General features: G+C 69.8%; 12 protein-coding genes. 5 read left to right on the top strand and 7 right to left on the bottom strand.

Annotated features, from left to right (window positions below):
- Window positions 1-172 precede the first annotated feature (172 nt).
- Window positions 173-1,651, bottom strand: a complete 1,479-nt coding sequence (locus M6444_RS05695) for a DUF4127 family protein (protein WP_298323994.1) — start codon at window positions 1,649-1,651, stop codon at window positions 173-175.
- 4 nt (window positions 1,652-1,655) lie between these two features.
- Window positions 1,656-2,666 carry a hydroxyacid dehydrogenase gene (locus tag M6444_RS05690; protein ID WP_298323991.1) on the bottom strand — a complete coding sequence of 337 codons (1,011 nt, stop codon included), beginning with the start codon at window positions 2,664-2,666 and terminating at the stop codon, window positions 1,656-1,658.
- Between the two features lie 350 nt (window positions 2,667-3,016).
- On the opposite strand from M6444_RS05690, the gene M6444_RS05685 reads away from it, so the two are divergent.
- Entirely contained in the window at window positions 3,017-3,889 is an 873-nt protein-coding gene (locus M6444_RS05685) for a Gfo/Idh/MocA family oxidoreductase (protein WP_298323989.1), read from the top strand.
- On the top strand, window positions 3,886-4,884 hold the full coding sequence (locus M6444_RS05680; RefSeq protein ID WP_298323986.1) for a Gfo/Idh/MocA family oxidoreductase: 999 nt from the start codon (window positions 3,886-3,888) through the stop codon (window positions 4,882-4,884). The genes M6444_RS05685 and M6444_RS05680 overlap by 4 nt, the downstream gene beginning before the upstream one ends.
- Window positions 4,885-4,918: 34 nt before the next feature.
- On the opposite strand, the gene M6444_RS05675 is transcribed toward M6444_RS05680, so the two are convergent.
- Both M6444_RS05675 and M6444_RS05670 read right to left on the bottom strand, forming a co-directional pair.
- Window positions 4,919-5,968, bottom strand: coding sequence for an amidohydrolase family protein (locus M6444_RS05675; protein ID WP_298323983.1), 1,050 nt, complete (start codon window positions 5,966-5,968; stop codon window positions 4,919-4,921).
- Window positions 5,969-5,989: 21 nt separating this feature from the next.
- Entirely contained in the window at window positions 5,990-6,775 is a 786-nt protein-coding gene (locus M6444_RS05670) for a 6-phosphogluconolactonase (protein WP_298323981.1), read from the bottom strand.
- 100 nt (window positions 6,776-6,875) lie between these two features.
- Here M6444_RS05670 and M6444_RS05665 point away from each other — a divergent pair, with 100 nt between their 5' ends.
- Both M6444_RS05665 and M6444_RS05660 read left to right on the top strand, forming a co-directional pair.
- On the top strand, window positions 6,876-8,027 hold the full coding sequence (locus M6444_RS05665; RefSeq protein WP_298323978.1) for a hypothetical protein: 1,152 nt from the start codon (window positions 6,876-6,878) through the stop codon (window positions 8,025-8,027).
- A gap of 22 nt (window positions 8,028-8,049) precedes the next feature.
- Window positions 8,050-8,784, top strand: a complete 735-nt coding sequence (locus M6444_RS05660) for a sulfite exporter TauE/SafE family protein (RefSeq protein WP_298323976.1) — start codon at window positions 8,050-8,052, stop codon at window positions 8,782-8,784.
- A 13-nt stretch (window positions 8,785-8,797) separates the two neighbouring features.
- On the opposite strand, the gene M6444_RS05655 is transcribed toward M6444_RS05660, so the two are convergent.
- Together M6444_RS05655 and M6444_RS05650 are read right to left on the bottom strand one after the other, a co-directional pair.
- The gene (locus M6444_RS05655) at window positions 8,798-9,775 is read right to left on the bottom strand and encodes a LacI family DNA-binding transcriptional regulator (protein ID WP_298323972.1); all 978 of its coding nucleotides are present in this window, start codon (window positions 9,773-9,775) and stop codon (window positions 8,798-8,800) included.
- 163 nt (window positions 9,776-9,938) lie between these two features.
- The gene (locus M6444_RS05650) at window positions 9,939-11,309 is read right to left on the bottom strand and encodes a mannitol dehydrogenase family protein (protein WP_298323971.1); all 1,371 of its coding nucleotides are present in this window, start codon (window positions 11,307-11,309) and stop codon (window positions 9,939-9,941) included.
- A 171-nt stretch (window positions 11,310-11,480) separates the two neighbouring features.
- On the opposite strand from M6444_RS05650, the gene M6444_RS05645 reads away from it, so the two are divergent.
- Window positions 11,481-12,737: a lactate racemase domain-containing protein gene (locus M6444_RS05645; protein WP_298323970.1), complete on the top strand. Its 1,257-nt coding sequence runs from the start codon at window positions 11,481-11,483 to the stop codon at window positions 12,735-12,737.
- A 39-nt stretch (window positions 12,738-12,776) separates the two neighbouring features.
- On the opposite strand, the gene M6444_RS05640 is transcribed toward M6444_RS05645, so the two are convergent.
- A partial coding sequence (locus tag M6444_RS05640; protein WP_298323968.1) for a hypothetical protein occupies window positions 12,777-13,134 on the bottom strand: 358 nt, incomplete at its 5' end.

The raw sequence follows: 13,134 nt of genomic DNA, 5'->3' as shown, positions 1-13,134 counted from the left end.
CACTCGCAGGCGTGCGCCCAGTTCCTGCCAGGCCGGCAGATGCACCTGGGCGATGCTCCCGACGCCGATCACGGCGACAGTCGGTGCGCTCGTCATTCAACCTCCCGATGACGTTGATTCCCCACGAGGATGCCATCGGTGTGGTGAGTCAGGCGCAGGTGGTCCGTCACGTTCACTCCAGGTCGATGTCGAAGTCGACGGTGAAGGTGTCGGTCCATGGCAGCCTCGCGTCGGTGATCGTCAAGCCGGCCAGCGCGTTCACACCGCCGGCCCAGGCCCGCAGTTCGGTGGTGATCCGTTCGCACAGCGCCGGGAGCTCCTCGAGCGGAGGATCGGCGAGTCCGCGCGCGAACGCCTCGTCCTGGATCGCGCGCCGAACGACGGGCAGGTAGTGGCCGTCCTCGACGATCTTGCGGGCCAGGAACCGCCGCCGATGTGCCTCAGCGGATTCGTCCGTCGACAGCACCGGGGTGATCCCGGCCGCCAGCGTGGTGCCGATCGTGTTGCCTGCGGTGTTCCATCCGCCGTACGCGGTCAGGCGGGCGAGCACGCCGGCCGCGTCCAGAGCATCGAGAAGCTCCACGTCGCTGCCGTTGGCGTAGTGGACGTCAGCGAGCGCGACCCGGTGACCGGCATCGAGCAACTCGCGCGCGGCGTCGACGACGGGTCCTGGCCGAGAACGCCGGTCTGGATCGGGCGGGTTCATCACCCAGTCACCGGGCACCGCCGCCGGGGGATGCACGACCACGACCAGGTCCGCCTCGCCCGGGTCGCGCACCTCGGCGGCGCCCAATGCGCGGATCTGGTTGGCCAGGCCGACCCGCACCGGGCGGTCTTCGTACGGCGCCACGCGATCCATCCCGTCGCCGTCCGGGCAGATCACCGCGATCGTCGGCACGATCCCGGCCGCCTCGAGAGCGGTACGGGCGATGAGCACGCTCGGGACCTCGTCGGCGCCGGGATAGGTCAGCACCTCCACCCCGAGCCGGTCGATCCATGCCGCGAGGCTGCGCCGCTCCCCGGCGGGCAAGCCCCGCGGAGCGGTGTCGTCGGAGGTGATCACCAGGGTCTCGAACACCCCGTCGGCGGCCATCTCGAGTGCTGCCAGGTTCACGACATGGTTGCGGACCCGCCGGCGGATCAGGTCGCGGACGTAGCCGGCCGGCACGCACGCCCGTGCGGCCGCGACGGCGTCGTCGTCGACTTCACCCAGTTGATGCTCGTCCCACACTGTCGACAGCGTGCCCAGCCGTTCGCCGTGGCTGGCCCAGTACTCCGGTTCCTGGCGGGACCGGCCCGGATCGTCGTACGTCGGCAATCGGGTGACGACGCCGAACGCTGTCACCGGGGCGTCGAGCTCACGAAGAACGTCGAGCCTGGGTATGACCTCGCCGATCGGGTCAACGGTGTTCCGCGAGGGAACCAGCCCGCCGTGCGCGAGCAGGTCGAGAGAGACGACGACGTGATCGACCTCGGCCGACACGGTGGCCAGCCAGTCGGCCAGCGCCGCCGTGTTGGCCGGCGCCCGGAATTTCGGCATGGCCTCGGCCGGCGGGGTGAGGACGTCGACGCCCGCACAGCGGCCGATCGTGGCCGCGTACCCACCGGTGTTCGGGCGCTCGTCCGGGGGTAGCAGGGCGATACGGGGCAATGTCTCAGCCGAGCCGGTGGTAGTTGTCCGCCGTGACCTCGAAGCGCAGCTCGCCGCTGGAGAAGAACCGCGTGATCTCGTCGAGAACCGTGCGGCCTTGGGCGAACCGCGACTGCACGGTGCCGCCGGCGATGTGCGGGGTCAACAGCACGTTGTCGAGCCCGAAGAACTCGCTGTCCGCCGGCAGCGGCTCCTCGTCGAAGACGTCAAGGCCGGCCCGCAGCCGACCGGACTTCACTTCGGCGAGCAACGCGTCCTGGTCGGTGACCCGGGAGCGGGCGGTGTTGACGACGACGGCGCCGTCGCGCAACAAGGCCAGTTGCTCCGCGCCGATCATGCCTTCGGTCTCTCGGGTGACCGGCGCGTGAATCGAGAGCACGTCGCTGGTCGCGCACAGCTCATCCAGGTCGCACAGCTGCACGTCGAGCGTCGCGGCGTCCTCGGCGCTCACGTACGGGTCGAACGCACGCATGCCGGTGACGCCCAAGCCCCGCATCATCTGCGCGTAGTGGCGGCCCACGCGGCTGAGCGAGACGAGCCCGACCCGCTGCGCCCGGACGCTCTCGCCGAGCAGGCCGTTGCCGCCGGCGTGCCAGTCGCGCGAAGCCTGGAAGCGCCGATCGTGCACCACGATGTTGCGCAACAACGCCAGGGTCATGGTCACCGACATCTCGGCCACCGCCTCGGCCATCGCCTCGGCACCACCCTGCGCGAGCCGGTAGCCTGCGCCGAGAGTCTCGGCCGGGTACAGCGCCCGGACCGATGCCGCAGTGTGCACCGCGAGCTTCAGCCGCGGACCGGCGAGCGCGCTGGGATCGAACGGTCGTGTGCTCCACGAGGTGATGAGTACGTCGAAATCATGAGCCACGTTCGCGGGGACCTCCACCGTGGCTTCCCCGCCCGTGGCGAAGGTGAGCGTGCCCAGTTCCGCCAGCGCCTGCTGGGTGGGTTCGTCGTAGAGCAGCTGGTATTCATCCGGCCTGATCGCGACGTAGATGCTCAGCGGTGTCGGCATTCCACTCCTGAATCGGCTGTAAAAGCGCACACGAATTCGCACCCGATGGTAAGCGACGCCCGCCGATGGCCGTGCAGTCGGTTGCAGGTTGTGGTGCCGATCTGCTGGTCGTGAAGATCGTCGTGCGGCGGAGGGCCGCGTGGGGGTGGTCGTGAAGATCGTCGTGCGGCGGAGGGCGGACTATAGCGGCATTTTCAATCACGACGATCTTCACAACCGGGTCCCGGAGGCCTTTGCGGCCGCCAGCGATCGTGCTTCACATCACTTCCCACGCGCCGAGGGTTGACCTGCAACCGATTGCACGGCATGCTGATGATCCCCCGTCCCGACGCGATTGGAGCCAACCGGTCGTGACACGCATCGGCTTCGTCGGAACTGAAAACTCCCACACCGACCACTTCGTCCGCTTCCTCAACACCGAGCGACGGCATCCTGGATACGACGCCGTCGCGCTCGCCGGTGGTCTCAACGAGCGGAACCAACAACTGCGCGACAACGGCGGCATCGAGCACGTCGTCGACCGGCCGGAAGACCTGATTCCGCTGGTGGACGCGGCGATCATCTCCACTAGAGACGGCGCCCGGCACCGGGAACAGGCCGAGCCGTTGCTGGCTGCCGGCATCCCGCTGCTCGTGGACAAGCCGTTGGCGACCACCGTCGACGACGCCCGCGCGATCGTCGACGCTGCAGAGAAGACGTCCACCGTCGTCTTGTCGTGCTCGGCGCTGCGTTTCGTGCCCCAGGTCGCCGAGCTGATCGACGCCGCCGACCGCGGACAGCTGCGCCAGTTGAACATCGTCGGCCCGGCCGATCCCAGCAGTGAGTACTCCGGGCTGTTCTTCTACGGCATCCACCACGTCGAAGCGGCGCTGGAGATCCTGGGCAACCCCGTCGTCGATCCGGGGTCCGTCACGCCCACCGTGACCCGCAACGACGACACCACCATCGCCCACGTGCGCATCGCCGACGTCGACGTCATCCTCACCTTCGTCACCCCCGGCGACGGACATCGGGTGCCGTTCCACGCCACTGCCACCGGAACCAGCGGCGTCGTCGCCCGCGAGCTCGTCCTCGACGCCGACTACAACGCACCGGCACTGGACCGCTTCGTCGCGGCGATCGAGGCGGGGAGTTCACCTGCCGGCCGGGAGGAACTGCTCAGCCCGGTCGTCGTCCTCGCCGCCATCGTCGAGGCGCTCGAGGACGGGACGGACGCGTCATGAGTACGTCCTCGCGGCTGCGGTTCGGTGTGGTCGGTGTCGGTGTCATCGGACGGCTCCACGTTCAGCGTCTCCTCTCCCCCGACTCACCGGCCGATCTGGTCGCTGTCGCGGACACCTCGCTCGAAGCCGGCCAAGCCGTCGGCGCCGAGTTCGGTGTCGACGTGGAACCGTCGGTGGACCAGTTGCTCGGGCGCGACGACGTCGACGCGGTCGTGCTGGCCGTGCCGTCCGGGCTGCATGCTGATGCTGCGGTAGCGGCGCTGGAGGCGGGCAAGCACGTCTTGCTCGAGAAGCCGCTCGAGGTGACCGTGGACGCCGCCGATCGCATCATCGACGCCGAGAAGCGCTCGGGCAAAGTGCTCAGTGTGGTCAGCCAGCGCCGATTCGCGCCAGAGAACCAGTTTCTGCACCACACCATCGCCTCCGGCGGACTGGGCCGGATCACGACGGCGAACATCGAGATCGCCCTCTGGCGCAGCCAGGAGTACTACGACTCCGGCGCGTGGCGCGGGACCTGGGCACTGGACGGCGGCGGCGCGCTGATGAATCAAGGCGTGCACCTGGTCGATCTGGCGCTCTGGCTGCTCGGCGACGTGGAGGAGGTGTACGCCCACAGCGGGCTGCTGGCGCACGAACGCATCGAGGTCGAGGACACCATCACCATCACCGCCCGGCTTCGCAGCGGTGCACTGCTCACGTTCCTGGCCACGACCACCGCCTTCGGTGACCTGCCGCTGCGGGTGGCGATCATGGGTGACGGTGGCACGGCGGTCACGCTGGCGGAGAAGTTCACCCACTTCGTCGCGAGCGACGGCCGTGAGCTTCCGGCGTTCGAACCAGCCGATCAGCAATTGGGCCAGTTGACCGACTTCGTCACCGCTGTGCAGCAAGGCACCGCGCCGCTGGTGACGTCGGCACAAGCGCGTGCGGCCGTGGCGTTCATCGAAGCCGCCTACACCTCCGCACGCACCGGGCGACCGGTGGCGCCGCGCTGATCGACACGCCATCCGACGCGCCACCCGTGCCGGGTCAAGCCGCGTCGCCGGTGTAGACCACGTCGCCTCGGATTCGCGTCGACGTCACTCGGCTGGTGCCGTGCTCCCGAGCGACGGTGACGACGTCGCCGCCGTCGTGCACGCGCTCTTCCTGACCGAGGACGCGGGCTGGGTTCGTCGTCGCCATCGCCAGTGTGACGTCGGAGTCGAACGGCAGGTGCGCCCAGGCCCAGTCGAGACAGGCCAGCAGTGAGCGCCCGGAGCCGGCGAGGAGTTCGGTACCGCTGAGCGTCAGGCGGCCATCCGCGCCGACGGTGACCTGTCCACCGACCGGGGTGGTGTACGCGCCCGGTGCTTGTCCGGCCAGCGCGGCCGAGTCGGACGTGAGCACACTGCGCTCCGGAGATTTCGCCCGGATCATCGCGGTCAGCGTGTCCGCCGGCAGGTGGTGTCCGTCGGCGATGAACATCGCGGTCAACGTGTCGTCGGCGAGCTGGGCCCAGATGTGGTTCGGATGCCGTGGCAGGACGCCGTAGGTGCCGTTGCCCAGATGCGTGCTCAAGGTGGCCCCGGTGCGAGCCGCCTCGTGGACCTGGTCCGGTGTGGGCGCACAGTGGCCGATCGAGGTGAGCACGCCGCGCTCGGCCGCGCCGCTGATGAATTCCATCGCCCCGGCACGTTCCGGGGCGATGGTGACGATGCGCACCAGGCCGTCGCCGGCCTCCTGCCAGCGGTCCAGCTCGGCGAGGTCCGGAGCGCGCACATACCGGACGTCGTGGGCGCCGCGCGGGCCGTCGTCGGCGTTGAGCGCCGGCCCTTCGACGTGCACGCCGGCGATCGTGTGCGCGACCATCGGGTCCCTCCGCCGAGCTGCGACGACCGCCTGGAGGGCGCGGATGATCTGCTCTTCGGAAGCGGTGGTCACCGTCGGGAGAAACGTCGTGACGCCCTGGGACCATTGCGCACGGGTCAACGCGGCGATGGTGTCGGCGTCGACGTCAGCGGCGTTGACGTCCAGCCCCGCGTACCCGTTGACCTGGAGATCGATCAGGCCAGGGAGCTCGACGGCGTCCGTGTTCGGCACGGCATTCCCTTCGGTCGATGATCAGGGCCGCTCCGGCGCGGCAGCCCCCGGCAGCATCGAAGCGGCTGCGACGTCCACGTGCAACGAGGCGTTCGGGTGCGTCCGCAAGATCGTGGCGGGGCACCGCGGTGACACCGGATCGGTCAGGGCCATGGCGAGCGCCGGCGCCTTGCGTTCACCCAGCACGGTGGCCACCATCGCCGCGGAGCTGACCAGGGCTGGAACCGTCAGCGTGAGGGCATGAGTCGGCACGTCGTCGAGGCTGGGGAACTGTGCGTCGTCGACCTGCTGCACCCGGGAGGTCGGCGTGAGTTCCACCTGACGGACGAGCACGTCGTCGTCGAACCTGGCGTCGTCGGGCTCGTTGAAGGCGATGTGCCCGTTCACGCCGAAACCCAGGCAGGTCAGGTCGATCGGCGCTTGCTGGAGCAGCGTCGCATACCGCTCGGCTTCCGCGCGTGGGTCGTTCGTGGAGACGATGCGCTCGAAGCCGGGCAGGGCGTCGGCGGGCAGCCGGTCCACGAGCCATTGGCCGAAGGCTTGCGGGTGGTCGGGAGCGAGGCCGAGGTATTCGTCCATGTGGAACGACCGGACCTTGGTCCAGTCGATCCGGGGATCACGGCCCAGCGCGGCCAGCATGTCCTCTTGGGAAGGTGCGCTCGCCAGGATGACCCGGGCGCTGCCGCGCTCGGCGATGGCCTTCGCGATCACTGCGGCGGCGACGTCGGCTGCCGCGGCCCCGGCCTGTTCGGGTGTGGCTGCCACCGTCATGCCACCGGACAGCTCTCGCTGACTCCACTCGCTCATTCGTCCCCCTGGCTCGGCATCATCTGCAACCGGTTGCATGTATCTAATGTAGCCTGCTCGACAGAGCCGGTCAAAGATGTCTCAGCCCAAGGAGGTTGACATGGATCCGGCGACCCCGCTGGCCGAAGCGAACCCAGCTGCGTCGCGCGAAGACGTGCTGGCGCATTTCCGCGAAGACGTCTATGGCTGCGCCCCCGTGGACGGCTGGGAGCTGGCCTGGGAACTCGCCGCAGAGCATGTGACGGCCACCCAGATGGTCCGCCAGCAGTGGGTGTTGAGCATCAGCACCGAACTCGGCACGCATCGGTGTGTGGTGATGATCGATCTGCCCCGCGGGGCCACAGCGGTCCCCGCCTTCCTGGCGCTGAATTTCCGCGGCAACCACGCGTGTACCGCCGACGGCGACGTCCTCGACCTCCAGCACGAGCCCCCCGAACGACTCGGGGCCATCCACTACACCGGCCTGCGGGAACCGGTGACCCTGCCGGTACCCCGGGGCATCGAGGCCCACCGGTGGCCCGCGGAGCTGGTGACGAGCCGGGGGTACGCAGCCATCACCTCGTGCTACCTGCAGTGCGGCCCGGACAGCGTCGACGTCTTCCGGCACGGGATCCACCCGCTGTTCTCCTCGACCACAGCGGACACGCGGGATCCTCGTGCCTGGGGCGGCATCGCGATCTGGTCGTGGCTGCTCTCTCGGATTCTCGATGCCCTGGAAGCGGGGATGGCGCCTGCGGTCGATGCCGGACGAGTGGCTGTCCTCGGGCACTCGCGCCTGGGCAAGGCGGCGCTGTGGGCCGCGGCGCAGGATCCGCGTTTCGCTGCCGCGATCAGCAACAACTCCGGATGTATGGGCGCCGCCCTGTCCCGGCCGGTCGGCGAGACGCCTGAGGTGCTGGCCCGGATCCGGCCGTACTGGTTCGCGCCGAGGTTCACCGAGACGGTGCTGGCCGGCCAGCCGCTTCCGGTGGATCAACACCAACTGATCGCCGCGATCGCGCCGCGCCCGGTGTACGTCGCCAGCGCCAGTGACGACGCGAACGCCGACCCGCAGGGGGAGTTCGCGGCGCTCCGGACGGCCGCCGCTGTCTGGGGCGCCCACACAGGGCCGGCGGACCTGGAGTTTCCGGAACCGGACACCGTGCGATGGTGGAGTGATGCGCCACTGGCCCACCACGTTCGCCGCGGGGGACACGACATGATGCCCTGGGACTGGATGCAGTGGCTCTCGTTCGCCGATCGCTGGCTCTGATCAGGCGGGCCGGTGTGGGTTGATGGAGCCGCTGTTCGCGTCCGCGGCGATCTCTGCGGCGATCTTCGTCCTCGCCGGGACCGCCCAAGCGGTGAGCGGTTTCGGGCTGGCGCTGGCGGCGGTTCCGCTGCTGTCTTTCACCGTCGAGACCGAAGCGGCTGTCGTCGGCACGGTGATGGTCATGACCGCCATCACCGGCATGGCGTGGTGGCGTGAACGTGCGCACACCGAGGCGGCGGTGGCGCGGCGACTGTCGCTGACCGCTATTGCCGGCATGCCGGTGGGGTTGGCCGTCATCGTCGTGTTGCCGGAGCGATCACTGACCCTCCTGATCGGGATCGTCGTATTGGTGCTGGTCGCAGCGTTGGCGTGCAAGGTGCGGCTGCCTACCGGGGTGCCGACCCAACGGGTCGCCGGGGTCGCCAGCGGTGCGCTGCTGACGTCGACCAGTATGAACGGGCCTCCGTTGGTGCTGGTCCTGCACGGCAGCGGCATGTCGCCGCGGTGTTTCCGCGCGACGCTTCAGGCCGTCTTCTGCGTGCAGGCCGCTTTGGGAGTCGTCGGCTTCGCCGTGCTGGGGCACATCAGCTCGCTGGCCGCTGCCGTCGCCGTCGGCGGTTGTGCCGGTGTCCCGCTCGGGTGGGCGGCCGGAGATCGGCTCTTCCACCGGATGGCACCTGCGGCCTTCCGCGTCGTCGTCCTCGTGGGATTGGCGGTCAGTGCCCTGATGTCCCTACGCAGCGCTCTGCTCGGCTAGTCGCAGCCCTGCGTCAGCCGGCCGGCGTCGTCGTCCCGCGCAAGGTGAGTGAACCTTCGAGCTTGACGTTCTCGACTGGCTCGCCGGCCACCACCTGGGCGAGCGCCTGCACCGCATGCCGGCCGAGTTCGTCGATCGGCGCGGTGACCGTGCTGAGCGCCGGCGTGACTGTGCGCGCCAGCAGGACATCGTCACAGCCCACCACGCTGATGTCGTCGGGTACCTTGCGCCCGTGGTCGGCCAGGCCGGCCAGGACGCCGCAGGCCATGAGGTCGTCGAACGCCAGGACGCCGGTGGCTCCGGAGGCGATGATGTCGGCTGCCGCAGTGCGGCCGTCGTCGAACTGCGCCTCGAACGGACCGAGCTCGACCAACTCGGCATCGGAGTCCTCGGCCCACCGGCGCACCGCCTTCGCGCGGCGCGAGGCGGCCCACGACGACGCCGGACCGCACAACAGCGCGATCTTGCGATGCCCAGAGTCGGCCATGTACTGCGCAGCTTGCTGGAGCGCGGCGGTGTTGTCCACCACGACGCTCGGCAGCCCCTGCAGGGCGCGATTGATCACGACGGCCGGTGTGCCCGCGATCGCCTCCTTCAGCGCGGCGCTGGACGTGCGCGGTGAGGCGATGAGGAGCCCGTCGACTTGCGCGCGCAAGCGTTCGATCAGGGCCGGCTCGGCCATGCCGTCGACACCGGCGTCGGCGAGCAGAACGTCAGTGTCACGACCTGCCGCAGCCTGCTCGATGGCGCGCACGACCGGCGGGAAGAACGGGTTCGTGATGTCGGGGACGAGCAACCCGATGAGGCCGGTCCGGCCGGTGGCGAGGCCACGGGCGAATCGGTTCGGCTGATAGCCGAGCCGCTGCGCGGTCGCGACGATTTGTTCACGCACCGAGTCTCGGACCAGGTCCGGACGCGAGAAGGCCCGAGAGACCGTGGACGCCGAGACGCCGAGTTCTTGTGCGATCGAGTAGATGGTCGCCCGGTTCATGTGCCGACTCCTGCGCGCTCGTCGTGCCACCTTGGCTCCCGGGGGAGATCGCCAAGATAGCCCGCCACCTGCGACCACGGCGAGTGCAACGCCGAAGGTTGCTGCGTCGTCGGGCTGCCGGCTGCACAAGCCGTCGACGCTCCTGCGGTCCACCCTATGACGATCACCGTGTCAGGTCCTCGATTCGGGTAGCGACGGCGGCCGCGAGGGCGTCGTCCGCGCCGAGCGCGGGATCCAGCATGGTGAGCACCGCGGCGACGGCGTCGGCGACCGGCCCGCTCGCCGCGGCCCGGGCGCGCTCACCGTCGGCGTCGTTGACCGGTGCGCCGTGCCCCCGCAGGTGGCAGATCCACGCGGCAAGCACGCGAACGGCCCCGGGCGGAACCGTGCCGGCGCCACGCTGCTCACGCAGGGTGGGCAGGATCCGTACCGGCAGCTTGGCAGAGCCGTCTGCGGCGATCTGGGCGAGCGGATGCCGGATACGCGGATTGGCGAATCGCTCCAGCAGCGCGTCGCGGTAGGCGGCGATGTCGGCCGCGGGGAGGCTGAGCCCGGCGGCGGCTTCGTCCCACCACTGGTCGAGCCAACCCCGGCAGACCGGGTCGGCGACGGCGTCGGCCACGGTGACGTGTCCGCGGATGCTGGCCGCATACGCCAGGAGGGAATGCCCGCCGTTGAGCAGCCGGAGCTTGCGCTGCTCGAACGGTGCGACGTCGTCGACGATGGTGGCGCCGGCCTGCTCCCATCGGGGCCGGCCGGCGGGGAAGGACCCGCTGATGACCCACTCGCTGAACGGTTCGGTGACCACGGGCGCGGCGTCGTCGATGCCGGTTTCGTTCCGGACGGTGGCGCGGTCGTCGTCGGTGGTCTCGGGGGTGATGCGGTCGACCATCGTGGTGACGAAGCTCGCTGTCCGGTCCAGGTCGTCGAGCAGGCTCGGGTCGACCAGTTCCGCCATCGCGCGCACCGCGCCGGCGACCACGGCGCCGTTGTCGGGAAGGTTGTCACACGGCACGACGGCGATCGGTCCGTGCCCGGCCCGGGCCCGCGCCACCAATCCGGCCAGTACGCGGGCGGGAGCGGTGGCGACCGGTGCGGTGAGGTCGGCCCGCAGCGCCTCAACGTCGGCGCGCACGGCGTCGTCGGTGGTGTCCAGCGAAGCGTCCGACCTGCACCGATAGCCGGCCTCAGTGACGGTGAGCGTGACGATCGCCAGCTCCGGGGAGCGCAGGTAGGTCAACCACGCGTCGTGCTCGGTGGCTGCGTGGACGGCTGAGACGCTGGCGATCACGTCGAACTGGTCGGTGGTCGGCCCCCGGGTGACCAACGTGTACAGACCTTGCTGCGGGCCGAGCGCGGCGGCCAGAGCCGGGCGTCGTCCGGTGAATGCGGCGATGCCCCAGTCGGCGGCGTCCGGCGCGCGATCGGTGTACCACGCCTGGTGGGCGCGGAAGAAGTTGCCCACACCGAGGTGCGCGATGCGGACGGCGGCGGCCGCCCGGGCGTGTTCGGGCCGGGACAAGGTGTCAGCCATGAGCTCCATCGTGGTCGGGCGGCCCGGCTTATGCAACCGGTTGCGCTCGTGGTCGTCTGGGGGTTGGATGGGTCGTGAAGAGACTAGGGGGTGGATCGTCGTGAAGCTCAGGGTGGGATGGTCAGCATGCCCTGATGGTCAGGCCCACCACAGGCACGGGAGGCGGCAGCGGTGACGGATGGCCACCATATCGGTAGCGCCGCGGACCTGTTGGACGAGCAGGACGTGCGGCGATTCATCCACGACTCGCTGGCGCACGCGGACCTCGACGGGCGCAGCGTGTGCCTGGTGGTGCCCGATGCCACCCGCAGCTGTCCCTTGCCCTTGCTGCTCGCAGCGATCCACGCCGCACTACGAGAGCGGGCCGCCGGCATGACCGTCGTCGTCGCCCTCGGTACGCATGCCGCGATGAGCGAGGCAGAGCTCGCCGCGCACCTCGGTTACGCCGAGCACGGGCTGGAGGCCACCTACCCGGGACTGCGCGTGGTCAACCACGAGTGGTGGGACCCGCAGACGTTCACGTCGCTCGGCGCCATCGACGCTGCGCGGGTCGCCGACCTGTCCGGCGGGTTGCTGCACGAGGGGGTGGAGGTGCGGGTGAACCGGGCCGTCGTCGAGCACGACGTCGCCATCGTCGTCGGCCCGGTCTTCCCGCACGAGGTGGTCGGGTTCTCCGGCGGGAACAAGTACTTCTTCCCCGGGGTGTCCGGACCGGAGGTCATCGACCTGTCCCATTGGCTCGGCGCGCTCATCACGAGCACGGCGATCATCGGGACCCGCGGCACCACACCGGTGCGGTCGCTGATCGACGAAGCCGCCGCACTCATCCCGAACCGGACGCTCGCGCTGTGCGTCGTGGCCGAGTCCAACGGCCCGGGTCTGCACGCCATGTCCTTCGGCGACCCACCTGCGGCCTGGGCGGCTGCGGCCGACGTGTCCGCGCACGCCCACGTGCGCTACCTCGACCGGCCGGTCCGCCGGGTGGTGTCGATCATGCCCACGAAGTACGACGACATCTGGACCGCTGCCAAGGGCTTCTACAAACTCGATCCGGTGGTCGCCGACGGCGGGCAGGTGATCCTCTACGCGCCGCACGTCCGCGAGGTCTCACGGATGCACCCGGAGATCTACGACGTGGGGTACCACTGCCGCGACTACTTCGTCCGGCAATGGGAGAAGTTCAAGCATGTCCCGTGGGGCGTGCTGGCCCATTCGACGCACTTGTTCGGTGCCGGGAGCTACGACGACGTCCATGGCGAGCAGGGACGGGTCACGGTTACCCTGGCCACAGGCATTCCCGCTGACACCGTCCGGTCGGTGAACCTCCATCACCTCGACCCGACCGCCGTGGACATCGAGGCGATGGCCGCTGACCCGGACACGTTGGTGGTGCCCGACGCAGGCGAGGTGCTGTACCGGTTGCGCTGACCCCGCGCGGCGACCGCCCGACCGCCGTCCGCTGACCGGTCAGGGGCGATCGCCGCGGGGGATGTCGCGGTAAGCGGCGAGGAACGACTCCAACTCCGCGACGCCTCGGGCTGCTTCACGCCGGATGACGTCGTCAGCGACCGGGCAGGCGCGCTCGGTGGGCTGGAGACGCTCGGAACCAGGCTCGGAGTCGGGTTCGGCAGGCGGGTCGTAACGCGGATCGACATAGCGCTGCCACGCTGCGGCGACCGGCGCGCCGCCGTACATGGTGCCGCCGATGACGGAGAATCCGGAGACCGTGGCCCACCAGAATCGCCGCAGGAGCTCGGCGAGCATCGAGAGAATGTGTGCGGGTCGGCGAGACATCACGGCACCTCCGCGCCCGTTGCTTTCGCCA

The sequence above is a fragment of the Haloactinopolyspora sp. genome (assembly GCF_027324685.1).
Classification (GTDB): domain Bacteria; phylum Actinomycetota; class Actinomycetes; order Jiangellales; family Jiangellaceae; genus Haloactinopolyspora.
Note: the sequence above shows the minus strand (reverse complement) of the source record. Positions and strands in the feature narration are given on the sequence as shown.